The sequence below is a fragment of the Streptacidiphilus sp. MAP5-3 genome, from assembly GCF_041262505.1.
In the GTDB taxonomy this organism is placed as follows: Bacteria; Actinomycetota; Actinomycetes; order Streptomycetales; family Streptomycetaceae; genus Streptacidiphilus.
In genome coordinates, this window is sequence record NZ_JBGCCL010000021.1 from 32,106 (window position 1) to 56,947 (window position 24,842).

23 protein-coding genes and 1 pseudogene are annotated in these 24,842 nt (G+C 71.4%); 9 read left to right on the plus strand and 15 right to left on the minus strand.

Annotated features, from left to right (window positions below):
- Positions 1 to 37: 37 nt before the first annotated feature.
- On the minus strand, positions 38 to 337 hold the full coding sequence (locus ABH928_RS26120; RefSeq protein WP_196194734.1) for a WXG100 family type VII secretion target: 300 nt from the start codon (positions 335 to 337) through the stop codon (positions 38 to 40).
- 329 nt (positions 338 to 666) lie between these two features.
- On the opposite strand from ABH928_RS26120, the gene ABH928_RS26125 reads away from it, so the two are divergent.
- Positions 667 to 2,208 (plus strand): ricin-type beta-trefoil lectin domain protein, encoded by a 1,542-nt coding sequence (locus ABH928_RS26125; RefSeq protein WP_370070686.1) that lies wholly within the window; start codon positions 667 to 669, stop codon positions 2,206 to 2,208.
- Between the two features lie 114 nt (positions 2,209 to 2,322).
- Positions 2,323 to 2,757 (plus strand): CBS domain-containing protein, encoded by a 435-nt coding sequence (locus ABH928_RS26130; protein ID WP_370070688.1) that lies wholly within the window; start codon positions 2,323 to 2,325, stop codon positions 2,755 to 2,757.
- Between the two features lie 64 nt (positions 2,758 to 2,821).
- Here ABH928_RS26130 and ABH928_RS26135 read toward each other — a convergent pair whose 3' ends face one another.
- The 6 genes and pseudogenes from ABH928_RS26135 to ABH928_RS26160 form a co-directional block, all read right to left on the minus strand.
- Positions 2,822 to 3,253, minus strand: a complete 432-nt coding sequence (locus ABH928_RS26135) for an SRPBCC family protein (protein ID WP_370070690.1) — start codon at positions 3,251 to 3,253, stop codon at positions 2,822 to 2,824.
- 268 nt (positions 3,254 to 3,521) lie between these two features.
- Positions 3,522 to 3,743 carry a hypothetical protein gene (locus ABH928_RS26140; protein WP_370070692.1) on the minus strand — a complete coding sequence of 74 codons (222 nt, stop codon included), beginning with the start codon at positions 3,741 to 3,743 and terminating at the stop codon, positions 3,522 to 3,524.
- A 147-nt stretch (positions 3,744 to 3,890) separates the two neighbouring features.
- Entirely contained in the window at positions 3,891 to 4,373 is a 483-nt protein-coding gene (locus tag ABH928_RS26145) for a CBS domain-containing protein (protein WP_370070694.1), read from the minus strand.
- Between the two features lie 186 nt (positions 4,374 to 4,559).
- Positions 4,560 to 5,051 carry a DUF5994 family protein gene (locus ABH928_RS26150; protein ID WP_370070696.1) on the minus strand — a complete coding sequence of 164 codons (492 nt, stop codon included), beginning with the start codon at positions 5,049 to 5,051 and terminating at the stop codon, positions 4,560 to 4,562.
- Between the two features lie 176 nt (positions 5,052 to 5,227).
- Positions 5,228 to 6,442 (minus strand): annotated as a pseudogene (locus ABH928_RS26155) (DEAD/DEAH box helicase); the annotation flags it as partial.
- Positions 6,443 to 6,721: 279 nt separating this feature from the next.
- The gene (locus tag ABH928_RS26160) at positions 6,722 to 6,925 is read right to left on the minus strand and encodes a cold-shock protein (protein WP_370070698.1); all 204 of its coding nucleotides are present in this window, start codon (positions 6,923 to 6,925) and stop codon (positions 6,722 to 6,724) included.
- A gap of 299 nt (positions 6,926 to 7,224) precedes the next feature.
- Here ABH928_RS26160 and ABH928_RS26165 point away from each other — a divergent pair, with 299 nt between their 5' ends.
- The 4 genes from ABH928_RS26165 (at position 7,225) to ABH928_RS26180 (ending at position 9,046) form a co-directional block, all read left to right on the plus strand.
- Positions 7,225 to 7,599 (plus strand): hypothetical protein, encoded by a 375-nt coding sequence (locus ABH928_RS26165; RefSeq protein WP_370070700.1) that lies wholly within the window; start codon positions 7,225 to 7,227, stop codon positions 7,597 to 7,599.
- A gap of 355 nt (positions 7,600 to 7,954) precedes the next feature.
- Positions 7,955 to 8,290 carry a hypothetical protein gene (locus ABH928_RS26170; RefSeq protein WP_370070702.1) on the plus strand — a complete coding sequence of 112 codons (336 nt, stop codon included), beginning with the start codon at positions 7,955 to 7,957 and terminating at the stop codon, positions 8,288 to 8,290.
- A gap of 152 nt (positions 8,291 to 8,442) precedes the next feature.
- Positions 8,443 to 8,715: a hypothetical protein gene (locus tag ABH928_RS26175; protein ID WP_370070704.1), complete on the plus strand. Its 273-nt coding sequence runs from the start codon at positions 8,443 to 8,445 to the stop codon at positions 8,713 to 8,715.
- Positions 8,716 to 8,806: 91 nt separating this feature from the next.
- Positions 8,807 to 9,046 (plus strand): hypothetical protein, encoded by a 240-nt coding sequence (locus ABH928_RS26180; protein WP_370070706.1) that lies wholly within the window; start codon positions 8,807 to 8,809, stop codon positions 9,044 to 9,046.
- A gap of 88 nt (positions 9,047 to 9,134) precedes the next feature.
- Here ABH928_RS26180 and ABH928_RS26185 read toward each other — a convergent pair whose 3' ends face one another.
- On the minus strand, positions 9,135 to 9,530 hold the full coding sequence (locus ABH928_RS26185) for a hypothetical protein (RefSeq protein ID WP_370070708.1): 396 nt from the start codon (positions 9,528 to 9,530) through the stop codon (positions 9,135 to 9,137).
- Positions 9,531 to 9,829: 299 nt separating this feature from the next.
- Between ABH928_RS26185 and ABH928_RS26190 the strand changes: the two genes are divergently transcribed.
- The gene (locus ABH928_RS26190; protein ID WP_370070710.1) at positions 9,830 to 11,398 is read left to right on the plus strand and encodes a cutinase family protein; all 1,569 of its coding nucleotides are present in this window, start codon (positions 9,830 to 9,832) and stop codon (positions 11,396 to 11,398) included.
- Positions 11,399 to 11,465: 67 nt separating this feature from the next.
- Here the strand turns inward: ABH928_RS26190 and ABH928_RS26195 are convergent, their stop codons facing one another.
- The gene (locus ABH928_RS26195) at positions 11,466 to 12,665 is read right to left on the minus strand and encodes a cytochrome P450 (protein ID WP_370070712.1); all 1,200 of its coding nucleotides are present in this window, start codon (positions 12,663 to 12,665) and stop codon (positions 11,466 to 11,468) included.
- 70 nt (positions 12,666 to 12,735) lie between these two features.
- Positions 12,736 to 12,933, minus strand: coding sequence for a ferredoxin (locus ABH928_RS26200; RefSeq protein ID WP_370070714.1), 198 nt, complete (start codon positions 12,931 to 12,933; stop codon positions 12,736 to 12,738).
- Positions 12,934 to 13,181: 248 nt separating this feature from the next.
- On the opposite strand from ABH928_RS26200, the gene ABH928_RS26205 reads away from it, so the two are divergent.
- Positions 13,182 to 14,237 (plus strand): ATP-binding cassette domain-containing protein, encoded by a 1,056-nt coding sequence (locus tag ABH928_RS26205; RefSeq protein ID WP_370070716.1) that lies wholly within the window; start codon positions 13,182 to 13,184, stop codon positions 14,235 to 14,237.
- On the plus strand, positions 14,234 to 15,070 hold the full coding sequence (locus tag ABH928_RS26210) for an ABC transporter permease (protein ID WP_370070719.1): 837 nt from the start codon (positions 14,234 to 14,236) through the stop codon (positions 15,068 to 15,070). Before ABH928_RS26205 ends, ABH928_RS26210 begins: the two co-directional genes overlap by 4 nt.
- A 50-nt stretch (positions 15,071 to 15,120) precedes the next feature.
- On the opposite strand, the gene ABH928_RS26215 is transcribed toward ABH928_RS26210, so the two are convergent.
- The 5 genes from ABH928_RS26215 to ABH928_RS26235 all read right to left on the minus strand — a co-directional run bounded on the left by ABH928_RS26215 (position 15,121) and on the right by ABH928_RS26235 (position 24,621).
- Positions 15,121 to 18,474 (minus strand): BTAD domain-containing putative transcriptional regulator, encoded by a 3,354-nt coding sequence (locus tag ABH928_RS26215; RefSeq protein ID WP_370070721.1) that lies wholly within the window; start codon positions 18,472 to 18,474, stop codon positions 15,121 to 15,123.
- A gap of 129 nt (positions 18,475 to 18,603) precedes the next feature.
- On the minus strand, positions 18,604 to 18,930 hold the full coding sequence (locus tag ABH928_RS26220) for a hypothetical protein (RefSeq protein WP_370070723.1): 327 nt from the start codon (positions 18,928 to 18,930) through the stop codon (positions 18,604 to 18,606).
- A 229-nt stretch (positions 18,931 to 19,159) separates the two neighbouring features.
- Positions 19,160 to 20,806, minus strand: coding sequence for a protease pro-enzyme activation domain-containing protein (locus ABH928_RS26225; RefSeq protein ID WP_370070725.1), 1,647 nt, complete (start codon positions 20,804 to 20,806; stop codon positions 19,160 to 19,162).
- Between the two features lie 188 nt (positions 20,807 to 20,994).
- Positions 20,995 to 24,018 carry an AAA family ATPase gene (locus ABH928_RS26230; RefSeq protein ID WP_370070727.1) on the minus strand — a complete coding sequence of 1,008 codons (3,024 nt, stop codon included), beginning with the start codon at positions 24,016 to 24,018 and terminating at the stop codon, positions 20,995 to 20,997.
- Positions 24,019 to 24,111: 93 nt separating this feature from the next.
- Entirely contained in the window at positions 24,112 to 24,621 is a 510-nt protein-coding gene (locus tag ABH928_RS26235; protein WP_370070729.1) for a hypothetical protein, read from the minus strand.
- Positions 24,622 to 24,842 lie beyond the last annotated feature (221 nt).

The following is a 24,842-nucleotide window of genomic DNA, read 5'->3' on the forward strand; positions in this document are numbered from 1 at the left end:
ACGGGTTCCGGCGCGTCGCGCCGGGATCAGCCCCTGTTCAGCTCTTGTTCAGCGATCCGGCCAGCTGGGAGTCCATGTCCTGCATCGCCGAAACGGCCTTGTCGAGCCACTGCGAGAGCTGGTCCAGGGTCTCCATGGCCTGGTTCGCCGAGTTCACGAACTCGGTGTGCACCTCGTCGAACTTGCCCGACGCCTGGTCGGTGACGAAGCCCGAGCCGGTCAGGCTGTCGACGATGCTCTTGCACTCGCTCAGCTTGGCGTCGATGTCCGACTTGTTGTTGCGCATGCGGTTCGCGCTGTCCGACATCTCCTGGTAAGTGACGTTCACGTTTGCCATGGGAGGTCCCTTCTCCGTCGTGCCCCCGACTCGGTTCGCATCCACGCGTTGGCGCTGCGTGTTCGCTGGGGACGCCGACGATGCTAGGAACCCTCGGGAGGGCCGGTCCAGGCCCACCGACCGCGCTGTGGGTCCACGGGCCCAAGGCCAGGAGGCCTACCCCTGCCCGTCGTTGACACAGGATGCGGCCCCGGCGAACGATCTGAGGGGCACCACGGGCCGGGCCCCCCGGTCAGTGCGCGGGAGGGCCGCGCGGACGGGTCTCCCCGTCGGTCCGGCCGCCCACCCGCGGCCGAGACCGTGCCCCCCACCCAGCCGAGGAGACGAAGGTGACCGTGTCGAGCCGATCCGCACAGCGAGTTCCGGCCCGGGGCGCGTGGGCCGCCCGGCTGCTCCCCTGGCGCGGCAACTCCTCCCGACCGGGCCGGGCCACCCGCCCCGACCACGGTCTGTGGACCGTGGACCGGGTGGTCCGTGCCCTCACCGCCGCCTGCCACGACGCGAACCGCGACGTGCCGGCGGTGCACACGCTCATCGTCGGAGCCCAGACGGTCCGACTGTTCCTGAGCACCCCCGACGAACAGCCGCCCACCGGCTGGCTCTGCGAACAGGACGGCAGGGTCTGGCAGGCCGCACTGCGCGATATCCAGCTCGCCAACGTCTCCGAGGCGCTGACCGACCCCTTTCCGCGGCTGGTCTCGCTGGGCGGCTCACGCCAGGGCTTCGTGCTGCTCAACCTCGGCCGAGCCGGCGGCATCATCACTCTGGAGGGCGACGGGCGCCAGGCGCGGACGCTGGCCGAGGACTGGATCCGCGAGCTGACGACGAACCCGTGGGCACGGGACGTGCAGGTGGTGCGCGTCGGCTTCAAGACCCCCCGGGAGGAGCCGGGCATCCTCGAGTTCGCCGCCCTGCGCGACGCGGCGTCCACGTTGGCAGGGCTCGACGGCGCGGTGCTCGTCCTGTCGGGCTCCCCGAACGGGCGGGACCTCGAGACACTTCACCGTGCGGCGGAGGAGCAGACCGGTCGCTGGACGGTGGTGGTCATTGGTCGCGTGGCACAGCCGCGGTGGCGCCTGACCCTGGACCCCGAGGGAATGGTGGAGACCGGGTTCCTGAGCGATCCCGTGGCGCGCCGGCTGGACCACCCCGATGCGGCTCCCGGCCCCGACGACCTCGACGAGCCCGACACCGACTCCGATCCCGTGCCTGCTGCTCCTGGCGGCTTCCGTTCCGGCGGGCAGGGGCAGGGCGGTGAGCGGCGACTCACCTGGCGGGGCGTCGTCGCGGCAGGCGCTGCCGTAGTCGTCGTCGCGGCCGTGGTCGTGGCGCTGACCACCGGTCGCTTCGGGTCCTCGGGCAACACGCCCGTTGCGCGGGGCTCGGCTCTTCCGCGGGTCACCGCGACCGGTGCGAGCACGCCGACGAGCGGTGCGAGCGCACCGACGACCGGCGCACCGCCCACGGGGGCGCCTTCCACCGGAGCTCCGGTGGGAGGCCCGGCCGGTCCGCCCGCGCCCACGCTGCTCAACCCCGGCACCGGGAAGTGCCTCAGCGCCGGGGTCGGCACCGACGGCACGCCCCTGCGGCTGAGCAGCTGCAACGGGAACGCGAACCAGGGGTGGCAGGTCGTCTCGAACGGAACGCTCCAGAGCCAGGGCCTGTGCATGGACGCCGCCTGGGGCGGCACGACTCCCGGGACGGTGGTGCAGGTCGCGCGGTGCAGCGGCAATCCCGCGCAGCTGTTCTCGATGCGCAACAACACGGTCTACTCACAGCAGGCGAATCTGTGCCTCGGCGTCGCGAACGGCGGTGCGGCGATCCACTTGGCCGCCTGCGCAGGCACCACCACGACCTTCAAACGTCCCTGACGCGTCACCCTGTGGGCGCGAGCGCTTCGTGACGGCCACCGCCCGGTCGCGCACCTCCCCACGGCCACCTACGGTGAGCAAGCCGGTACTGTCCGGCACCGAAGGGAGAGAATCATGATCACAGCGCGCGACATCATGCACGCCGGCGCCCAGTGCATCGACGCCAACGAGACCGTGCGGGCAGCCGCGAAGATGATGCAGTCCAAGGGCGTCGGCGCCCTGCCGATCTGCGGCCCCGACCAGAAGCTCAAGGGCATGATCACTGACCGCGACATCGTGATGGACTGTCTGGCCGCCGGCAAGGACCCGGACCAGATGAAGGCGATCGAGCTGTCCGGCCACCTGCACTGCGTGCGGGCGGAGGACGGCCTGGACGACGTGCTGCTCAAGATGGAACGGCACCAGGTGCGTCGAATGCCGGTGATCGACAACGAGCGCCTGGTCGGCATCATCACCGAGAAGGACCTGGCCATGGGGCACAAGATGGCCAAGGGCGTGACCGATCAGCAGATCATCGACTTCATGGACAGCATGTTCGTCAAGCACTGACACGCTGCCGCACCGCAGCGCGGGCCGGGATGCGGGAATCCCGGCCCGCACCGACGGGCCCGAGTCACCTCGCCGCCTCCACCAGGCCCTTGAGTTGCTCCAGGTCGTCCCGGACGGTGTTCTCGATCCGGTGGACCTGGGCCATTCCCCGTGGGCCGCCGAAGGCGTCGTGGATCGCATCCGGTTCGTAGGCCACCCGGATCTGCACCTGACTGTGAGTGCCGTCCAGCGGGCGCACCACGATGTCGCCCTTCAGCTCGGGGCTCCCCTGCGTCTGCCAGGTGATCACCTGCTCGTTGCCGCGGTCGGCGAGCACCGCCTCGAACTCGCGCTCCACACCCTTGGTCCGGACGTCGAGATGGGCGTGGTTGCTGCCGTGCGCGTAGGCGCGCTGGACCCCGTGCATGAACGCCGGATAGGACTCGACGTCGTGCAGCCGGTTCCAGACCTCCCGCGCCGGAGCGTCGATGGTGATCTGCTCTTCGAGCCTGCTCATCGTGAACCTCACCTCCGGCCCGGCGGAACGGGCCCATCGGTTACGTCCAGCTTGCGCGGCAGGCCCGTCACACGGCAACGGGACACGTTCGACGGCGCCCTGGCTCAGCTCGGCGAGGCCCCGGCCCACCGCCGCCCCTGCCCGGACTGTCTGCGCAAAGAGCGACGCGGACACGTGCGGGCCAGGGGGGCGCAGGGTCGAATCCTGTCGTCCCGAGGTGCGGAACCACAGGTCGGGGCCCTTTCGGGCGTGCGCGGTGTCGGCGGTGTCAGAGTTTTGTCATCGCGGAGAAGGGCGTGGAGATGCGCCGGTGCGCCGAGCCGAAGTCGACGATCACCGAGTAGTCGTCCTCCACCGCGACCACCCGGCCGAGGCCGTGCTTGTCGTGCGACACCCGGTCCCCCACGGCAAACTGCTCGGGCGCTGCTGCGGTGGGGCGCGTGAAGGGGCTGGCGGGAAGAATGCGTCGGGGTCCCTCAGATCTTGTCATCACTTCAAGTATGCGGTCACGAGGCCCATGCATCACCCCTGCCCGGGCTGCTCTCCGGTAACGGTGGTCACCACGGCCACGACGACCGCGGCCACAGCTGCGCCGTCCGTGCGCCTCGACCGTCGTGAACAGCGGTCCGGGCACGTCTCATGATGCGGAGAGCGCAGGCTCTGCGGCGGCGGCCGGTTGACGGATCGCCGAGCTTGAGGAGTCCTGCCTCGTGGCGGTCATGAGGCCCTCGACGTGGCGCGCGCTGAGCACGCCCAGGAGGTGGCCGTTGTCGTCGACGACGGGCCAGACCCGCAGCTTGCCGATCCGCATGGCTTCGTCGGCGCGTTCCAGTGTCATGGCCGGCCGGGCGAAGGGGCCGCGCTGGTGGGTGGTGTCGCGAATGAACGTGCGCTTGGTGTACCAGGAGCGGGCCAGGAAGACGAGCAGCCGCGAGCGGGTGACCAGGCCCTCGCAGCGGCCGGCGGCGTCGCGCACGAGCAGGTAGGGCACGCGTGGGTCGTCGAAGAGGTCGTTGGCCTGGTCGATCGTGGTGTCGTCGGCGATCTGGTCCGTGTGCGGCTGCATGGCGTCGGCCACGGTGAGGCAGAAACCTGCGTGGGAGGGAGTCTGGCTGGCCACGGCGGCACCTGAGCCCGTCTCCGGGCTGCCAGTGGCTGCCCGGCGGTGTTGTGCGCCCAGGACGAGCCGGAACGTGTACCGGTACGAGGTGCCCTGGACCTCCCAAGGCTACTCCGGCACGAGGGGCGGCCGGTCTCGGACCGCCGGATTGGACGTCGCGCGGTGGGGGCGGTCCCGCGGCCGGGGTCAGCCGTGCCCGGCGGTCTGGCCGGGCCTCCGTCGCAGGAGTTCCGCCGCCGATCGGTGGTTCTCGCTGGCCGAGGCCTGGATCATCGCGGCCGACGCGGTCCGGGTGTCGGTTCCGGGCGGGACGACAAGCAGGAGGAAATGGTCCTGGAAACCCCGGGTGACGTTGATCGTGCGGTTGCCCCCGGTGAACCAACTGATCCTCACGACCAGGCCGTTGACGGTGACCGTCCGGGGAGCCGCGTCCCAGGCGGCGGTTTCGAGGCCCACCCGGACGATCCGCCCGAGGTGCGCGGTGAGTGCCGTGATCAGGTCCGGCAACTCGGCGCTGACGTGGTTCGTCCGCGGCCACCAGGCACCGTCGAACATGCCGGTGCGCAACAGCGTCGGTTCGAGCAGCAGTCTCGGGAGCAGCGGGGCGCCGAGGGCGTCCATGCGCAGCGGAGGAGGCAGCGACCAGGGAACGGGAAGAGGGAGAGGAGTCGACGCCATGGGAGGCCGCCAGTCCGGCCCGCGAGCGGGCCCGTCATGACCCAGGGCGGCACCAGCGCGGGTGCTGGTGGGAAGGCGCTTACTCGGTAGTCCCCACCCTACTCCGGTCCTGACTCCCGGTGGCCGGAACCGCACGCAGAGAAAGCGGGATGCCAGGCCTGACCTGCGCTTCGCTACGGTCGCCGGGCTCCGGTGAACCGGCTCAGCTCGCCACCGCGTTCGACGCCGCCCAAGCCGACCCGGGTGGTCTGCGGGGTGATGCCGGCCTGAACCAACAACTGAGCGACGGTGCAACGCTGCTGGGGCAGGACCAGGGTGACGACGCGGCCCGACGCGCCGGCGCGGGCGGTGCGTCCGCCGCGGTGCAGATAGTCCTTGAGGTGCGCGGGCGGGTCGACGTTGACCACCAGGCCGAGATCGTCGATGTGGAGGCCGCGGGCCGCGACGTTGGTGGCCACCAGCGCGGTGACCTGCCCGGCCCTGAACTGCTCCAGCGTGCGCGAGCGTTGGGCCTGGGACCTGCCCCCGTGCAGGGTGGCCGCGCGGATGCCTTCGCCCAGCAGCCGCTCGGCGAGCTCGTCGACCGCCTTTCGGGTCTCCACGAACAGCAGCACCCGCTCGCCGCCGGCGGCGAGCCGCGTGACGGTGGCGTGCTTGTCCGCCGCGGCGACCTCGATGACGTGGTGCTCCGCCCTGCCACCGTCGTCGGCCGAGGCGTCGACCGCGTGCGCGACCGGATCCGTCAGGTAGCGGCGCACCAGCAGATCGACGTCACCGTCCAACGTGGCAGAGAACAGCAGGTGTTGTCCGCCGGACGGCAGTTGATCGAGCAGGGCCGTGACCTGGGGCAGGAAGCCCAGGTTGGCCATCTGGTCGGCTTCGTCGAGCACGGTCACCGCGACGCGGTCGAGCCGGCAGTCGCCGCGTTCGACGAGGTCCGCCAGCCGCCCCGGGGTGGCGACGACGACCTCGGCCCCGGCGCGCAGCGCGCGGGCCTGACCGCTGATCGACCGGCCGCCGACCACGCTGACCAGTCTGAGGCCCAGTGATCGCGCATAGGGGGTGAGCGCCTCGGTCACCTGCTGGGCCAGCTCGCGGGTGGGGACCAGGATGAGTGCCTGCGGCCGCCGGGGGGTGCCACGCTGCCCCGCGGTCCTGGCCAGCAGGGCAAGCCCGAACGCCAGCGTCTTCCCTGATCCGGTGCGCCCGCACCCCAGGATGTCGTGCCCGGCAAGGGAGTTGGGGAGCGTGGCGGCCTGGATCGCAAACGGCGCGGAGACACCCTGGCGGGTCAGCTCTTTCAGCAGCGCGGCGGGCAGGCACAGATCGCCGAAGGACGTGACGACGGGCGGCGGCGTGGCCGGATCGTTCGGGCTGTGCGTACGGTCCATGAGGAGCCTCCTCGATCGAGCGGGCGTGTCGAGGGAATTCCTGGCCGTCGAGGGCAGCGCGAATCAGGACCGAACCGGGGCGACGGAAACAATGTCAAGCACGTCGGATTCTCGCCCGCACCGGTATTCCGGTGGACGAGAAGGATGACCGAATTTCCAGATCACCCGACCGGAAAAAACATGTTCTGCCGACAGTTCATACACGTGCGATGAAATGCCGACGGCCCGGGGACCGCACCACACGGATGCGGGCCCCGGGCCGCGTCGTACGCGTCAGCGTCAGGCCGGAACGATGTTCTCCGCCTGCGGGCCCTTCGGGCCCTGGGTGACGTCGAAGGTCACCTTCTGGCCCTCCTGGAGCTCACGGAAGCCCTGGCTGGCGATGTTCGAGTAGTGGGCGAAGACGTCGGGACCGCCGCCCTCCTGCTCGATGAAGCCGAAGCCCTTTTCCGCGTTGAACCACTTGACAGTGCCGGATGCCATCTTGAATCTCCTTCAGGGGCAATACCCGGGACCCGCACCCTGCGGACCCCGTGTCACCGTGATGATTGCCCCGCCCGGAAGCACCGGAAATTCACAAGCACACCCGCGGACCGGAGAGGACCGACAGGCGACTCGAAGTTTTGGGAACCACAACTGCAACTGATATCGACAGTAGCACGGAAAGATGCCGTACCCGCAGCATTCCCCGACGCCACGCGGGCCCGCGTGGCGCCCGGCGGGCTCATTCCGACTCCGGCATCGGCCCCGCCCGGCGCAGTCCGGCCTGTACCCTCGGCTCCATGTCGACGCCTGATGCGCTGCTCATGGAGATCGCCACCGTTGTGGAAGCGGAGCAGACCAATCAGATGCCGCTCACCGTGGTGGTCCACGGCACGGTCATCACCGGCAGGCTGGTACCCGAGAAGGTGTGGCGAAAGCACGTCGCGGAACTGCTGCAGGACTCCGAGCGCCTGGGGCCCTTCGCCGGCATCTTCATGGGACCCACCGCAGACGCGCGGGGGCGGGCCGCCGAGGCACCGTCATACCTGCACTTCCACCTGGCCCGAATCCTCCAGGGTCACGTGGGCATCCCGGAGACCGGCGGGATGTACCGGATCGCCATCGCGGACGTCAGCGCCTGGACCGCGGGGGACTTCGGCTACGTCGACCAGTAGTCCGCCCGGCACCACTCTCCCGCGGTGAACCACCCCTCCGCCGTACACCCCATCGGGCCGCACCCAGCCGCTGCCCCTAGCCAGAAGCCTCCATCCTGCGCGAACCTGTCCCAAAGGCCCACGACGGCAGGCAGCCACGCTGCACCGCCGGTGTCCTCGTCAAGGCGGCTCCCGCCGACGCGCAAGCGAGAAGGTGCCTCATCCTCCATATCCCCCGCCGTCCCGGCCTAGCTCGCATGCCGCGGCACGCCGCGAAGGCGCCTGTTCGGCACCTGCCGCTCCGCAGCCCACAGACCGAGGCACCCACGCACACGCTCAACCACACCGACCTGTTCCTGGAACCGGAAGCGGTCCGGTGACCGCCGAGGACGACGCGCAGTTCCTGGCCGAACAGCTCATCGTGGCCGAGGCCGGCGACATCGCCCACGGGTGGCGCTTCCTCACCCTGGACAACCTCGCCCCGCACAGCCGCTCCGACGCCCTTCTGTTCGAGAAGGCGCTGGACACCTTCGACCAGGCCGCCGGCGACCGTCAGCGCCGCCACCGCGGCGGTCCGCGCGGCCTGACTTTCGGTATCCGCGGCGACGACGCCGACCAGCGCATCGCCTGGCTCCACGCGCGCCTGGAGCAACTCAACCCACCCGACCCATTGGGCTTCGCCAGCTGGGACATCCGCGACGGAGCACGCTGAACCACGCAACCGCGACCGTAACAGCAACCGCGACAGCGACCGTCCAGCGGACCGCGTCCCCGGGCGACCCCCGGGCGCGGTGTGCGACAGACCACCCGCCCGGGTGGCAGCGACAGGACACCGCGACCGCGGTGCGGAGGGATGGCCCACCCGTGCACGACCCCTACAGCTCAGGCGATTTCGACATCTTCACTGCCCAGGACCGCAGAACCCGTCAACAGGCCCGCCTCCTCGTGGCCTCGCGAGCGCAGGGCGCGGAGGACTGCCGTGCACTGCTCCACGCTCTGGATCTGCTCGACTACGTCGCCGCGGGCATCACACGCCAGTGCCCCCGCTGCGGCACCCCGCACGAGCGCTGGGGCAGCAGCGCCCGCACGCGCTTCTGCTCCGATGCCTGTGCCGCCACCGGCCGGGGCGAGGCATAGGCCGAAGCATCCCCCTCCGCCCCCGTCGCTCGTTCGAGCGGCGCACTCCACCCGGATGCGATCACCCTGCGAACACCGCAGGCTGGGCGACATGAGCGAAGCAAGCCCGGAAGGTGCGGGCCATCACGCGCACGTCGTCGTCCACCCGGTCCACACCGAGCCGATGGCCGGCCCGTACCGTCCCGTGACCATCCTCGGCAGGCACGTCGGCAAGGCCCACGTGCTCGCGGACGTGGCCGAGTTCTGCCGCCTCGCCGGCCTCGAAGAACTCGACCTCGAATCCGAGGACATGGTCGAGTGGCAGGGCGGCGGACCCGACGTGTGGGCGTGAGCCGCGCGGACCACCGGACGGATGCCGGTGACGACATCCGTCGGCAGCGGCGGACCTTCGGTGACCGACGGAACGCGGATGCGGAACCTCAGGTCTGACGGCGGCGGGCGCGTACGGCGATCTGCGGCGTCAGCAGCATCTCGGGGCCGCGGTTGAGCGAGAGCACCGCGGAGAAGCTCTCGGACACCACCGGGTCGGTGTGGGCCGCGGCCAACACGCGGGCCAGGTAGTCCTGCTGCATCCTGACGAGTCGGCCCGGTGCCGGCCCGTCCGTGTTCGGATAGCGGGAGTCCTCTCCGGTGGCGATCGCCCAGGCTGCCTTCGGGCACTTCGCCACGGCCTTCTGCAGCTTCTGCGCCTCAGCGGCGACCGTGGCCGGCTCACGCGCGGCAGTCTGCGCGGCGATCACCTGGGCCTGCAGTGCCGCCACCGTCATCCCGTGCCCGTGGACCGGGTTGAACCGGCACAGCGCGTCCCCGGCCACGAGGAGGCCGCGCGGCCACCGCTTCAGGCGCTCGAAGTGCGTCCACTCGTTCGCCGTCGCCCGGTAGGCGACTGCGGCTGACAGCGGCTCCGGTCACCGTGGGACCGACCCGACCTTTCATCCTTCACTCTTCACTCGATCGAGTTATCGCAAAGCATCCGCCCCAGATCGGACGTGTACGTCCAGTATGGTCGTCGCCTGTCTGGGATACGGACGAGGTGTCAGATGCCCAGGCGCGGACCTGGTCGGGCGGAGGAGGGCAGATGATGCCGGCGACGTGTGAGGGATTCCGGAGGCCGGTGTGGGCAGCCGCACTGGCACTGCTGCTGGCATTGGCGTCCATGCTGTCACTGGGCAACGCCACCGCGGCGCGGGCGGAGTACCCGATGCCGCAGCCGGCGATGAACTGCGACAAGCCCTGGGTGATCCTCTCCGCCTACGGAACCGGCGAATACGACAAGGACAGTTCCACCGGCCAGATCTACCCGTACGGCGACGTGGGCGTCAACAACACCTACGTCAGGGCGCTCGTGAGCGCGCTGGCCGACCGGCACGTGACGTCCGACGAGGTCACCGTGCGCAATCTTCCCTACCCGGCGTCGGCGGCGAACCTGCCCTCCTGGTTCCCGTGGCACCTCGGACCCGACGACTACCCGACGTCGATGGCCGAGGGATGGCACAAGCTGGTCGAGGCGATCCAGTTCTACTCGGCCTGCGCCAGCCGCCCCACGCTGATCCTCCTCGGCTATTCCCAGGGGGCCCAGGTCGTCAAGAACGCGCTCGCGCAGTCGGTGATCGCGGGCAACCAGCGGGAGTCCGACGAGATCGGCGCGATCGTCGACGTCGGGGACGCGTCGCGCTACAACGGCCAGGTCGGCCTGGCCCAGCGTGGGTACATGACCACGCTGAACCCCGACTTCTCCGTCGGCACCGCCGATGTCGACCACGGTGGGCTGATGCAGCGACTTCCCGTGCCCGAGGTGTTCGCCGGATTCGTGGGCGACGGACGGTACTTCGACGTGTGCCGCACCGACGACGCCGTCTGCGACGAGTCCGCGTACCCCGGCTCTTCCAGCTGGCAGCAGAAGTGGTTGACGGACTTCGCCAACAGCGGCTTCGTCGGCGCCGACCCGCCGCACGTGTCGTACCGGGACTACGGCGACAGCGCGAGCGACAACCTCAAGGCACACGCTGTGGCGGCCGACACCGCCGGGCGCGCGGTCGCCGCCGCGATCCGCCAGCGCGACATCGTCCACCCCGGCCCCACCCCGCCACCGCCGAGCGGCACCCCCGAGCAGACGTGGGCCACGGACGCCCACGTGCGGACCGCCCCCACGACGCAGGCCGCGGTCACGGCGACCCTGCCGTCCCCCACCACGGTCTACGTCAGCTGCCAGGAGCACGCCGATCCCGTGACCTCGGGCGGGGTGACCAACGACGTCTGGTCCTACCTGCCTGCCCAACACGGGTGGCTCAGCAACATCTTCCTCAAGGGACCGGCCTGGCTACCGGGCGTGGACCAGTGCGCCGGGCCCACCCCCGGACCACCGTCAGGGCTCTACAAGTGCTCCATCGGCGGCAACCCCAACGACTGGTGCGCACACGTCACCGACATCGCCCCGGGTTCGTACCTCTCGATGCAGAACTCGCCGGACTACGACCACGGCCACAACGCGTACTACCAGGGCCACAACGGCAACCAGCTGATCACCTACTGCTGGACCACCGGGTCCGACGACGCCGACGGGACCGGCGACCACTACTGGTTCTCGGTCGACGACGGCGCCAACTTCTCCGGCTACGTCAACGACCGGTACCTGACCACCGGAACCTACGCACAGTGGAGCAAGATCATCAAGCATTGCTGACGGTCGGCCAGAAGGAAGGCCTGGTGGTTCCCGCCCGCACGCCGCCGGGCGGTAACCACCGCTCAGCTCACCAGGCGACGGGCAGTTCCTCGACGCCGTAGACGGCGGCGTCCGTGCGGAACCGCACCTGCTCGACCGGAACCGCGAGCCGCAGCCCCGGCAGCCGCCGGATCAGGGTCTCCAGCACGATCTGCAACTCCAGCCTGGCCAGCGGCTGTCCCAGGCACTGGTGCACGCCGAACCCGAAGGCGACGTGCCGCCTGGCGTCCCGCCCGACATCCAACTCGTCCGGCGACGCGAAGACGGAGCCGTCCCGGTTGGCGGTGGAGAGCATGCACACCACGCCCTCCCCGGCCTCGATCGTGGTGCCGCCGAGCTCCGCGGTCTCGACCGCGACCCGGACCGTACCGCTCTGGACGATGCTGAGGAAGCGCAGCAACTCCTCGACCGCGCCCTTGATCAGCGTCGGATCCTCCCGGAGCCGGGCGAGTTGGGCCGGATCGCGCAGCAGCGCGAGCGTGGACAGGGCGGTCATGTTGGCCGTGGTCTCATGGCCGGCGATCAGCAGCAGCAGGCTCATCCCGGCCACTTCCAAGCCGGTGAGATCCCCGCGGGCGACCAGCCGGCTGATGATCCGGTCGTCCGGCTCGTGCGCTTTGCGTTCCGCCAACTCCTCAAGGTAGCTGCGGAGTTCGTCGTTCGCCCGGCGCACCTGGTCGGCCGTGGTGTGGTTGTTCAGCAGGATCCGGCTGCGTTCCTGGAAGTAGTCGTGGTCCTGGTACGGCACGCCCAGCAGCCTGCAGATCACCAGCGACGGCACCGGCAGCGCGAACTCGGCGACCAGATCCGCCGGGGGGTGGTGCGCGGTCATCCCGTCGAGGAAGCCGTCGACGATCCGCTGGACCTCGGGCCGCAGCGCCTCCACGCGTTTGATGATGAAGTCGCCGGTCAGCATGCGCCGGAACCTGGCGTGCTCGGGATCGTCCATCCGGATGAAGGACGGGTTCTCCGTCGCCAACTCCCGGCGCCCGTCGCTGAGGAACGGGAAGCCGGCGTTGCGTGCGTCGGCGCTGAACCGCCTGTCGCCCATGACGGCGCGGACGTCCTCGTGCCGGGTGACGAGCCAGGCGCGGGAACCGTCCCAGAGCGAGATCGGGGTGATCGGCCGCTGCTCCAGGGCCTCCTGGTAGGCGGGCGGCGGCGCGAACGGGCAGCCGCCGCGGGCGGCCGGGAAGGTGATGGCGTCGATCGGCTCCACAGTGGTCACGAGTGGTTCTCCTTCATGGTTCCACGGTTCCGCGGCCCGGCGGCGCGGCTGGCGGGCGCCGCCCGGCTGCTCAGGGCTCCTGTACCGAGATGGCCCGGCCCGGGCAGATGCCGGCCGCCGTGCGTACGGCGGACTGCAGCTCCGCCGGGGGCCGGGGCTGGATCAGCAGGACGACCCCGTCGTCCTCGGACTGGTCGAACACCTCCGGCACGGCTGCCACACACTGCCCGGAACTGCAGCAACGGTCCGGGTCGACACTGACGCGCATGACGGGCCTCCACGTAGATGGCATGAACACCTAACTACGTCGCCAACGTAGTCCACGTCCTCCCGTAGGTGTAGTACGCAACGGCATTCGGGAACACAATGGCCGGAAGTGCTCCGTACCCGTCCCACGAGTTCCGACCGAGACCTGTCGGCGGCTTGTCGGAGATCTGTCGGCGGACGCCGCCCCTACCAGCCCCGTGTCGACGCCGTGTCGGCGGTCTGTCGGCAGGGCCTGGCAGCTTGGCGGTCATGACGCGAATCGACAAGACCCCCGAATCCGGCCGCCCGGTGGCCGTGTCCGTCCGGGGACTGGTCAAGCACTTCGGCGAGACCAGGGCACTGGACGGCGTGGACCTGGACGTGCACGAAGGCACCGTCCTCGGTGTCCTCGGCCCGAACGGCGCCGGCAAGACCACCCTCGTACGCTGCCTGTCCACCCTGACCACCCCGGACGCCGGGCAGGCCATCGTCGCCGGGTACGACGTGGTGCGGCAGCCCCGGCAGCTGCGCCGGGTGATAGGCCTGACCGGCCAGTACGCCTCGGTCGACGAGAAGCTCTCCGGCCGGGAGAACCTCTACCTCATCGGCCGGCTGCTGGACCTGTCCCGCAAGGAGGCCCGCTCCCGCGCGGACGCGTTGCTGGAGCGGTTCTCGCTCACGGACGCCGCGACCCGTCCGGCCCGCACGTACTCCGGCGGCATGCGCCGCCGCCTCGACCTGGCCGCGTCGATGATCGGCCGCCCGCACGTCCTGTACCTGGACGAGCCGACGACCGGCCTCGACCCCCGCACCCGTAACGAGGTGTGGGCCGAGGTCAGGAGCATGGTGCGGGACGGCGTGACGGTACTGCTCACCACCCAGTACATGGAGGAGGCCGAGCAGTTGGCCTCCGAGCTGACCGTCGTCGACCGCGGCAAGGTCATCGCCAGCGGTGGCATCGACGCACTCAAGGCGAAGGTCGGCGGCCGCACTCTGCGGATCCGTCCCGCCGACCCGTTGGAGCTGGACCCGCTGGCGCACGCTCTTGATCAACTGGGTCCGGGCGAACCGGCTCAGGCCGGTACCGCCGCCACCGCCCTTGTCCCCGGCGCTGTCATCGACGCCGAGTCCGGCGAGGTCCTGGTGCCGATCGTCAGCGACGAGCAGCTGACCACGGTCGTCGGCGCGGTCACCGCCCGCGGTCTCACGATCGGCTCGATCACCACCGAACTGCCCAGCCTGGACGAAGTGTTCCTGTCTCTCACCGGCCAGAAGGCGTCCGTGCCGCAGCAGACCGCGCCCGTTCTCGAGGAGGTCTCCGCATGAGCGCCGTCACCCTTTCCCCCACCGTCCCCACCATCACCATCGAGGCCGACCCGAAGATCGGCCTGCGCGGCCACCTCCGCCACACCGGTGCGCTGATCCGCCGCAACCTGCTGTGGATCAAGCAGGATCCCGAGTCGATGATGGACGCGGTGCTGATGCCCGTCATCTTCACCCTGCTCTTCGTCTACGTCTTCGGCGGCTCGATCGGCAAGGCGCTCGGCGGCGGTCAGGCGGCGTACGTCCAGTACGTGATCCCGGGCATGATCGCGATGATGAGCATGAACATCGCGCAGGCCGTCGGCACCGGGTTCAACGAGGACTTCAACAAGGGCATCATGGACCGCTTCCGGTCACTGCCTATCGGCCGTGGCTCCGTACTGGTCGCGAAGATCTCGGTGGAACTGGTCCGTCTCCTGGTCGCCATGACGGTCCAGATGATCGTCGCGCTCCTGGTCGGCTTCCAGATCAACGGCCACTGGGTCGGTCTGCTGGCGTCCGTCGGCCTGTCCGCGCTCTTCGGCTCCGCTGTCATGTGGATCTTCCTGGTCCTCGGTGTGACCATGAAGAACGCCCAGTCCGTGCAGGCGATGGGCTTCCTGGTGATGATGCCGCTGCAGTTCGGCTCGTCGATCTTCACCCCGACCACCTCGATGCCGGGCTGGCTGGAGAGCTTCACCACCTACAACCCGATGTCCGGTCTCGCGGACGCGGCGCGCGGCCTGATGACCGGCGGCCCGATCGCCCACGGGCTGACGGTGACCCTCGCCTGGACCGCCGGTCTGACCCTGGTCATGGCCCCGGTCGCCATCCGCAAGTTCACCAGGAAGAGCTGACCCGCCGCCAGGACTCGTCGGCCCGCGGGACACCGGTCCCCCGGTGCCCGTCACAGCAGGGCGGCGGCCTCCTCCACGGAGAGGCCGCCGCCCTCGGCGTAGGCGCGGTCGTAACCCGCCTCGTCGAGCAGGGCCCGCGCTTCCGCCTCGGCCGCGGTCCGCCAACGCAGTTCGGTCGCGGTCGGGACATGGCCGTCCGGGAGCGCGGCGTCGGAGGCGCCGACCAGCCGCGCGGCGCGCAGGGCGCCGTCCTCGTCGCCACGCTGGGCGAGGGCGCGGGCGGCAGTGAGCAGATACGTCGCCCGCAGGTGCGGCATGATCACGGAGATGAGCGGGTCGGCGCCGAGGTCGAGGGCCTGCGTCAACCGCTCCAGGGCCGGGTCAGGGCGCCGGTCCAGGACCTCGATCATCGCCTCCATCCCCGCGAGCACGCCATGGACGAACGGGGCCTCCCTCGACGTGACCTCCCCGCGGAGCAGGGCGAGTTGCTCACGTGCCTCGGCGATGCGACCGGTCTCGCCGAGCCGGGTGACCAGGAACATCCTGGCTGCGGGCCGCGCCTCGTTCGCGAGCCGACGGGACGGCTCCAGGGTCTCGCGCAGCATCCGCTCGCCACGCTCCCCCTCGCCCTGGTCGATGAGCACCTGACCGAGCCTGACCTGGAGGATCGTCGCCTGGGTGTGGGCGCCCATGTCCTCGGCGAGCTCGCGGGCGCTGATGTAGTCGGCAGCGGCCTCGGCGAGGTGGCCGAGCTTCTCGTGCGCCTCACCGCGCACCGACAGCCCCTCGGCGACGCCCCACTCGTCGCCGAGCCGGGTGAACAGCTCGATGGCCTCGTCCGCGTCCGTGAGCGCCTGCTGCGCCCACTCGCTGCGGTTGGCAAGGAGGTTGGCGCGGGTCTCCAGGACGAGGGCGAGTTCCCAGGTGTAGCCGAGTTCGCGGCAGGTGCGCACGGTCAGGTCGCTGAGCTCGCGCAGGAGATCCGGCTGACCGACCATCAGGACCGCGAAGTACCAGACGTTGCCGGGCGGACGGCAGGCCTGCGGCAGGTCGGCGCGGTAGGTGTCGATGATGGCGTGCAGCCGGGCCTGGCCCTCCTCGGTCTGCCACTGCTCCGCCTCCACGTCCAGGTACGCGAGCCGGAGCAGGTGGACCTGGCGTCGGGCCTCGTCGAGCAGGTCTCCGGCGAGCGGCGGCGGGGTGTCCGTGCAGCGCTGGAGGAGCGGCGGCGCGGGGCGCACCGGTCCCGCGAAGGGGTCGGGGCCGAGCGCAGAGGTGGCCTCACCCCACACGCGGGCGTCGGGACGCAGGTCGCGCATCTGCCAGAACCAGCTCAGCGACAGGACGAGGCTGATCGCCTCCTGCTCGTCGCGGGCGTCGACGGCGCGGTGCAGCGCGGTGCGCAGGTTCTCGTAGTCACGCTCGAGCCTGGCGATCGCGGCGCGTTGGCCGTGCCCGCGCAGCAACGGGTCGGTGGTGCGGGCGAGTTCGCGGTAGTAGGTGAGGTGCGCGCGCTCGGCGTCGGCACGCCGGCCGGTCTCGTCGAGCCGGTCACCCGCGTACTCGGCGACCGTCTCCAGCAGTCGGTAGCGCATGCCCCCGTCGACGCCGTCGCCCTCGTCGGGCCCGGCGACGACCAGGGACTTGTCGACCAGCGAGGCCAACGCGTCCAGCGCATCGGGCCCGCAGACCGCCTCGGCCGCCGCCAGATCGCAGCCGCCCCGGAAGACGGACAGCCAGGAGAGCACACCCCGTTCGGGCTCGTCGAGCAGGTCCCAGGACCAGTCCACCACCGCACGCAGCGTCTGCTGGCGGGGCAGAGCGGTGCGCGAACCGGAGGTGAGCAGTCGGAACCGGTCGTCGAGCCGGTCGGCGATCTGACGAGGTGTCAGTATCCGTAGTCGGGCGGCCGCGAGTTCGATGGCGAGCGGCAGCCCGTCCAGGCGGCGGCAGATCTCGGCGACGGCCTCCGGGTCCTCGTCCGGGGTGAATCCGGGGCGCACCGCCGCGCCGCGGTCACCGAAGAGCCGCAGCGCGTACGGCTCCGGGAGCGGCTCCACCGGTCGCAGCAACTCCCCCGGGACACCGAGCGGTTCGCGGCTGGTGGCGAGGACGGTCAGGCCGGGGCAGCGCGCGAGGAGCTGCTCGGCAAGCGCGGCCGCGGCGTCGATCACGTGCTCGCAGTTGTCGAGGACGATCAGCATGCGGCGGTCGGTGCAGTGCTCGACCAGCCGGGTGAGCGGGTCGTCGCCGTGCCGCTCGGAGACGGCGCGCAGTTCCTCCGCGCCGGCGCCGGAAAGGACGGTCTCGCGAGCGCCGAGGGCGCTGACCACCGCCTCCGGGACGGCGGACGGGTCCCCCACGGGAGCCAGCTCGGCGAGCCAGACGCCGTCCGGCGCGGCCGCGGTGCCGCCGAGCCCCTCGGCCGCCTCCTGCGAGAGTCGGGTCTTGCCCGCGCCACCGGGACCGATCAGGGTGACCAGTCGGGCCCCGGCCAGGTCGGCACGGATGGTGTCGATGTCGGCGCTGCGGCCGACGAAGGAAGTGAGCCGCGCGCGCAGGTTGCCCGGGGGACGGGGCGCTCCCGGCGGGGTCTGCGCTGCCCGGCCGGACGCGTTGCCGGGCCGCACTGCAGGCCCAGCAGGCCCAGCAGGCTCGGCGCGCTCGGCGCGCTCGGCCGGGGACAGCAACTCGGCGTGCAGCGCCCGCAGCTCGGGGCCCGGGTCGGCGCCCAGCTGGTCGGCGAGACTGCGGCGTACGTCCTCGTACCCGGCCAGTGCCTCGGCCGTGCGCCCCAAGTCCCGCAACGCGCGCAGCCGCTGTGCCTGGAACAACTCGTCCAGGGGGGACGCGTCGCACAGCGCGGCGAGCTCGGGCAGCGCCGCGTCCGCCCGGCCGAGCGTCAGCAACGCGTCGAGGCGGGCACGGCGCGCGTCCAGGTGCCTGACCTCCCAGCGCGAGGCCTCGGCCTCCCGATCGGGCAGATCGACAAGAGCGGGCCCCTGCCACAGGGCCAGTGCGTCGTCGAGCACCTCGACGGCCTTGGCCGGGTTGCCGTCGGAGAGAGCGCGGACACCGTCGGCGGCAAGGCGGTCGAACCGGAAGAGGTCGACGTCCTCGGCCGCGGCGGCGAGCCGGTAACCCCCGTCGACCGAGACGATCGCGCCGGGCCCGAGAGCCCGTCGCAGCCGCCCCACCAACGCCTGCAGCGCGCCTGGCGCGTCGGCGGGCGGGTCCGCGCCCCACACCTCGTCGACCAGCATCGCGACGGGCACGCTGCGGCCTGGCCGCAGCGCGAACACGGTGAGCAGCCCACGCAGCCGCGCTCCGCCGACCTGGACGGCCATGCCGTCGTCGCGGAGCGCCTGGGTGGTGCCGAGGATGCGGTAGCGCACGCGTCCCATCATCGCAGTGCAACGCGCCCGGCCCGCGCGCCTACTCGCCCCGGTCGCCAGCGCGAAGAGATCCTCGGGCCGCCGCCCAGGTGCAGTGGGCGGCGGCCAGGGCCGTACGGGGTGCTGCGAGTGCGGCGGTCAGGAGAAGACGACGGAGCGGACGATGAGGCGCTGGCCGCGCACCGCACCCGGGGGCATCACGTGGTAGGTGTCGCCGCTGCACCCGAAGTCCAGGAAGACCGTCGCCGTCGCGTCGGTGAAGTTCTGCGGCGCGTAGGCGGGGCTGTCGAGGGCCGCTTCGGGGATGTCGATGCATTCACCGCTCGGCGGCTCGTCCAGGGAGGACGTGAGGCCGGGGCCGAACTGGTAGCGGAACTCGCCGTCGGCCGCGTGGGCGGCGGCGGGGAGGGCGAGTGTGAGCAGCAGAGCGGCGGCGGCCGAGGTGACGGCATTGCGCAGGCGCATGGGGATTCCTCGAACTGAGTGGTCACGGGGACGGCGCTCACACTAGAGCCGGTCGTCCGTGGCCAAACGATTCTTCCGATCCCGTTCGCGTGTCGGGCGATCCCCGCGGCACCAGCGCCCCGGGCAGGCGCCGATGCCGCGGGAGGGACGCGCTCCCGCACAGCCCGAGGTCCCGGCTCCCCCCTGCGCAGAAGGGAGCCGGGACCTCTCGGGGCGGAGTGCGAAGGCGTCAGCCGAGGTTGTCGGAGATGAACTTCGCGCCGTCGTAGGAGCCCCAGCCGGTCACCTCGTCGTAGCCGGTGCCGGCGCTGAACGCGCCGTTGCTACCGCTGGTGACGTCGTGGAAGTCGTTGGCGTAGTTGGAGCCGCCCGCGTCGGCGTAGATCGTGGAGTTGGCGTTGCCGAACGCGGCGTGGCCCTTCGCGGCCGCCACCTGGTCGTAGATCGCCGTGAAGGCGGCCCAGTTGGGCGCGGCGCCGCTGGTGCCGCCGACCTCCTCCCACTGGCCGCCGGTGTAGACCGCCCAGCCGGTGCTGGGGTCGGCGGCCGCGGCCACGTCCGGCACGTCGCGGTTGGTGTCGCTGGTGACGCCGGACTGGTAGCTGGGCTGGGTGAAGACGGTGGAGGTACCACCGCCGCTGCCGGACCAGGCGGTCTCCCCGCCGTACGAGCCGTCGGAGTTGGTGGAGAGGGTGGTGCCGCCGACGCCCGAGACGCTGGGGTCGCTGGCCGGGAAGTCGACCGAGGTGCCGCCGTCGCCCGCGTCGTCGGAGCCGTTGTCGCCGGAGGCCGCGTAGACCGACTGCCCCTGGGCTGCCGCCTCCTGGAGGGACTGGTCGTCGGCCGTGCGGTTCGCGGCGTCGATCTGCGACTCGGCCTGGCCCCAGCTGGAGGAGACGACCGGCACCTTGTCGCTGGCCAGCTGCGAGTAGAGCGCCTCGTCGCCGGCGGTGGAGTTGGGCGCCTCGTAGACCTTGATGGTGGCGCCGGGGGCCAGCGCCTGGATGACCTCGATGTCCAGGTCGACCTCGTCCTGGCCGGAGGTGTCGGTGGTGCCGCCGTCCACGTTCACCACGGTCGGCGCGCTGACGTTCAGGCCGTAGGTGGAGTCGTAGGTGGAAATGTCGGACTGGGAGAACGCGGAGAACTCCACCAGGCCGACGGTCACCCCGGTGCCGTTGTCACCGCTGGACTGGAGCGACGCGAGGTCGTAGGCCGCCGGGCCGCTGGTCGGGTCGAGGCCGGCCACGGGCGCGGTGGCGTTCGGCCGGACAGCGGTGTTGACGTGGTTGAAGTGGCGGTGCGCCGCGAAGTTGTCGAGCCCGGAGACGTCCACCACGTCGGCGGCGAACGCGGCGGGGATCTTCGGGGCCGTGGTGTTGGCGAAGAAGTCGCGCTTCACACCGGCGTCGTGGTATGTCGCCAGGCTGGTGCCGAAAGCCTTCTCCACCTGCTGCGCGCTGCCCGCGGCCGTGACGGAGAGGTGGTTCGCCGCGATCTGTCCGACGTGGAGGCCCTGCGACTTCAGGTAACCGGTGACCTCGTTGACGGTCGCCTGACCGGCCCCGTAGCGGGCCGCGAACTGACTGACCGTCAGATAGTGCTTGTACTGCGCCGAGTGCGGGTCGGTGACCTGCGCGAGGAAGGCCCGCAGACCGGCCTGGTCGCGCATCGCGAGGCTGACGGTGACGTTCAGGCGCGTCGACGAGGCGACGGCGCCGGTGCGGACGGAGTGGCTGATGGCGCTCACCACGTCGCCGCGCAGCGCGACCTGCGGTTGGGCCACGGCGTGGGCGGGCGTGGTGAGGGCGAGCGCGGCGATCGCCGGGAGCGGAGCGGCGAGGAGACCGAGGGTCTTGAGGCGGCGGGCAGTCACGGGACGTCCTCCATGGAGGTCGAGTCTGATCCGTGCAGGTGATCATGCACGGGTCAAGCAGTTGCCCCAACCGTAGGAACTCCCGCTCCCTCGACGTAAGGCGGGAAAACCCTCGACTGTGCGTCGCCTGACCCTTGCCTGTGAAACTCTGGTGAAGACCGCCCACTTCTGGAGCTACCGATCGACCGTCAACCCGACAGCGTCTGCGCTTGCTCGGTACGGGACGCTTGCTCGGTACGGGACGCCAGCTCGGTGCGGGATCTGACGCCGATCTTCCGGTAGACCCTGGACAGCGACGCCTCCACCGTCTTGACGCTGAGGTAGCAGTCCGCCGCGATCTCGCGGTTGGTCGCGCCGGCCGCGGCCAGTGCGGCGATCCGCTGCTCCGAGGGCGTGAGCGGGGAGGAGACTGCCGCATGCGGGGTCCGCCGACGGGCGGGCGCCGACTGGACCGCACCCTGCGTGCGTGGCTCGATCGAGGCCAACCATGCTGCGGCGCCCGCGTCCTGGAAGATCTGCAGCGCCTCGTCGGCGGCCCGCCGGGAGGCGGCGTGCCGCCGTCCGCGCCGCTCCACCTCGACGGACGCGGCCAGCGCGCGGGCCAGTTCCAGCGGCAGGCCCTCCCGTCGCAGTCGGGCGATCGAGGACTCCAACAGCGCGGTCGCCTCCGGCAGTTCACCGCGACTCAGGCAGAGCAGGGCTCCGGCGCGCTCCGTCGTGCCCAGCACCGCCTCCCGGCCCAGGCGCCGGGCGGCAGCGGACACCTCGTCGAGGAACTCCTCCGCCTCGGCCAGCGACTGCTCCGTTCCCTCGCCGACCAGGGCCTCGGCCAGATCGGCGTGCCAGCGGCCGACACCCGGGTCGACGATGCCCATCTCCCGCTCGATCGCGCGCGCCTCACGCAGGACCTCGGCGGCCTGCGCCGCCTTTCCGGCCATCAGATGCACCCGGCCCAGCACCGTCAGGTTCCACAGCCGCCAGAAGCGGTTGCCCTCCCGGGCGGCGCGGTGGGCGCCACGTTGGGCCAGTAGCCGGGCCCGGTCCAGCGAACCGCCGACCGACTCGGCGGCGGCGGTGATGTACAGCACCGGGCCCGCCGCTTCCGCCTCGCGGCCAATGGTTTCGTGACCGATGGCTTCGTGACCGTTGACCTCGTGGTCGACGACCGCGTGCCCGATGACCGCGTGGTCAGTGGGCTCGCGCCCGATCCGCTCGTGCCCGACGGTCTCGTGCCCGACGGCCTCTCGGCCGCCGGCAACGTGGAGCGCCTCCGTCCCCACCAGCTCGGCGTGGAGCTCGCGGGCGCGCCGAGCGGCCTGCAGCGCGCCCCGGCAGTCGCCGGAGTTGATGCGCACATCCGCGAGATGGATCTGAAGGCCCATCTGCTCCTCGACGCCAAGTTGCCCCCCGAGGCGGGCGAGCATCCCGAGCAGCGAACTCTCGGCCGCCGTCAGGCGGTTGGCGTGCAGGTGGAAGACGGCCTCGGTCCGCAGTGCCTCCCCCAGCACGAGCTCGTCGATGCCGCGCCCGCGCGCGTTCGCCAGCGCCCGCCGCAAGGTCGCCTCGGCCTCCGGGTCGCCGCCCAGCCGTTGCAGATACGCCAGCGTGGTCAGTGCTTCCAGCTCGGTCTCCCACAGGCCGGTCTCGACGGCAAGGCGGGCCGCCCGCCGCGCCTCCGTCTCGGCCCGGTGGATCCGTCCGGCGAGCAGGTCACGGGAGGCACTCCAGCAGCGCAACCGGGCCTCCAGGCCCGGGGAGCGGGCGGCAGCGGCGTCGCTCAGCCCGTCCCGGATCAGTCCGCCCTCGTGCTCCAGCGACTGCCCCGCACAGCGCAGCAGCACGATCCGGGCCTGCGCCCGCGTCTCCGGGCTCCGGGCCTCGGTGATCAGCAACTGCGCCTCGGTGCGGGCGACATCGCGGCGGCCCGCGTCCACGGCATAGTCGGCCGCGGCCAACTGCCGCTCGGTGCGGGCGGCCTCGGCGTCGGCGGGCGTGCGGACCACGGCGAGGGCGGCCAGTTCCGCCGCCGCCCCGGGGGCGCCGCGGCGACGGGCGGCGGCAGCGGCGACCATCAGGGTCTGTGCCACGCCCTCGTCCCGGGCCGGGTTGGCGAGCGCGAGATGCCGTACCCGCTCCACCGGCTCGATCACCGCGTCGGCGAGCCGGGCGTGGGCGTTCCGTCGCTCGTGTCCGCTCGCCTCCGTGTAGAGGGCACTGCGCAGCAGTGGGTTGTCGAAGTGGACGTGTCCGTCCGGTCCGATGCGGATCGTCCCCAGGCGTTCCGCGGTCTCCAGATGCAGCGTCACGGACGGGCCGCCCGCCGTGGCCAGCAGCGTGAGGTCGGGGCGGGTGGCCGCGGCCACGAGTACGAGCGCCTCGCGTACCTCCTGCGGCAGCGCGTGCAGGCGGTCGAGCAGCAGGCCGCGCAGCGGGGCGCGGTCGGCGCGGTCGGCGCCGCCCAACGCCGCCGCCTCCGGGCGACCGCCCGGCGGTAGCGAGCGGAGCAACTCCAGCGCGTAGCGCGGGTTGCCCGCGGCGGTTTCGACGATCCGCTGCACGGTGCTGCTGGGCAGCGGGGCGCCGCCCGCGTGCTCCGCGAGCAGCGCGGCCGACTCGGCAGGCCCCATCGGCGGCACGGTCAGCCGCACGGCGCCGTCGGGGCACAGCACGTCATGGACGAGTGCCCGACCGCAGCCGGTCGGCTCGGTGGCGATGATCCGCAGCCCCGTCCCCGCGGTTCGGCGGGCGACGAAGGAGAGGACCCGGGCGGTGGGCTCGTCCACCCACTGCGCGTCGTCCACCACCAGCCAGACCGGGCCCTCGGCGGCCAACCGGCGCAGCAGGGTGAGCACCGCGAGCGGGACCCGGGCCCCGGCCGGATCCACGTCCTCGTCCGCGCCGCGCAACAACGCCGCGCGCAGGGCGTCCCGCTGCCCGGTCGGCAGCGCCTCCAGGGTCTCGTCGGGGACCGTGTCGAACAGATCGATCAGGCACATGAAGGGCAGCGGCAGTTCGGCTTCGACCGGCGCGCAGCGCAGCACTCGCACGCCGTTGATCCGGCCGTGCTCGACCAGTCGCTCGACCATGTGGGAGCGACCGCTGCCGGCCGCACCGAGGAGGACCAGCCCCGGTGCCTCGTGGAGTGCCCGGACGGCGCTGTCCAGGACGTCATCGCGGGTCACCGTCGCGGCGGCGGCATCGAGTTGGCGCACCAACTGGCTCCCCTCCTGCAGTGGAACAGTTCAGAGGAAGTTCAGAGCCACTGTCTACACGACAATCGGGTGTTGAGTAACCCCACGCCGTGGTTACAACCGCTCGGCGCCACCCGCGGGGGCGGGGATGGTCATCCCGGTCGGCGGGTCGATGACCGGAACCGGGCTCACACCGACCTGTTCGGCGATGCGGGTGAGCAGCATGTCCTGGGCCGCGAGGTGGGCCTGAAGGAGCGCCACCTCGTGGAGGGTCGCGTCGGCGTCCTCGTAGGTGGCCTGGGAGCGCTTGTCGGCGGCGTCGGCCTGCACGTTCTGGCCGACCATGATGACCGACAGCAGGACCAGTTGCAGGAAGGTCTGGGCCACCCAGGAGACGATGGCCGAGGCCCCGCCCTGGATCGCGGACGGCAGGCTGATCAGGTCGAAGAGGGCGAACGCGTAGGCGCACCACATGCTGCCGACAGCGCGGGTGACGATGAGCGCCACCTTGGTGTTGAAGCGGCTGACCGCGCTCCCCTGGGGATGCTGGTCCGCGGTGCGCACCGGGTGGTTGGCCCGTCGCGAGGGCATGTGCGGGTGGGGAAGGTGCTCGTACTCGGTCATGGGCTGCCTCCAGGAGCTTCGTTGGCGTCAGAGCGACTGGGCCGGCGTGCGCACGCCCCGGACGCCGCGGCTTGGCGGGCAAGGGCCGGCGGGCGCGGAACTAGGGCCTGTCGTCAAACTCCCGTCGGATCAGCCCGGCTCGTCTGGCGCGGTCAGATGCAAGGCGGAGGGTCGCCCACGTACTGGGCCGTACTTGGGTGATCCGACAACGCAGCAGATGG

Excerpts from the sequence above, each read along its gene's own strand:
- ABH928_RS26215 (WP_370070721.1), bottom strand. The coding sequence starts at position 18,474 with ATGGGACGCGTGCGCTACCGCATCCTCGGCACCACCCAGGCGCTCCGC.
- ABH928_RS26150 (WP_370070696.1), bottom strand. The coding sequence starts at position 5,051 with ATGGCGTCGACTCCTCTCCCTCTTCCCGTTCCCTGGTCGCTGCCTCCT.
- ABH928_RS26235 (WP_370070729.1), bottom strand. The coding sequence starts at position 24,621 with ATGACCGAGTACGAGCACCTTCCCCACCCGCACATGCCCTCGCGACGG.
- ABH928_RS26165 (WP_370070700.1), top strand. The coding sequence starts at position 7,225 with ATGTCGACGCCTGATGCGCTGCTCATGGAGATCGCCACCGTTGTGGAA.
- ABH928_RS26120 (WP_196194734.1), bottom strand. The coding sequence starts at position 337 with ATGGCAAACGTGAACGTCACTTACCAGGAGATGTCGGACAGCGCGAAC.
- ABH928_RS26210 (WP_370070719.1), top strand. The coding sequence starts at position 14,234 with ATGAGCGCCGTCACCCTTTCCCCCACCGTCCCCACCATCACCATCGAG.
- ABH928_RS26200 (WP_370070714.1), bottom strand. The coding sequence starts at position 12,933 with ATGCGCGTCAGTGTCGACCCGGACCGTTGCTGCAGTTCCGGGCAGTGT.
- ABH928_RS26160 (WP_370070698.1), bottom strand. The coding sequence starts at position 6,925 with ATGGCATCCGGCACTGTCAAGTGGTTCAACGCGGAAAAGGGCTTCGGC.
- ABH928_RS26180 (WP_370070706.1), top strand. The coding sequence starts at position 8,807 with ATGAGCGAAGCAAGCCCGGAAGGTGCGGGCCATCACGCGCACGTCGTC.
- ABH928_RS26205 (WP_370070716.1), top strand. The coding sequence starts at position 13,182 with ATGACGCGAATCGACAAGACCCCCGAATCCGGCCGCCCGGTGGCCGTG.
- ABH928_RS26135 (WP_370070690.1), bottom strand. The coding sequence starts at position 3,253 with ATGAGCAGGCTCGAAGAGCAGATCACCATCGACGCTCCGGCGCGGGAG.
- ABH928_RS26220 (WP_370070723.1), bottom strand. The coding sequence starts at position 18,930 with ATGCGCCTGCGCAATGCCGTCACCTCGGCCGCCGCCGCTCTGCTGCTC.
- ABH928_RS26140 (WP_370070692.1), bottom strand. The coding sequence starts at position 3,743 with ATGACAAGATCTGAGGGACCCCGACGCATTCTTCCCGCCAGCCCCTTC.
- ABH928_RS26130 (WP_370070688.1), top strand. The coding sequence starts at position 2,323 with ATGATCACAGCGCGCGACATCATGCACGCCGGCGCCCAGTGCATCGAC.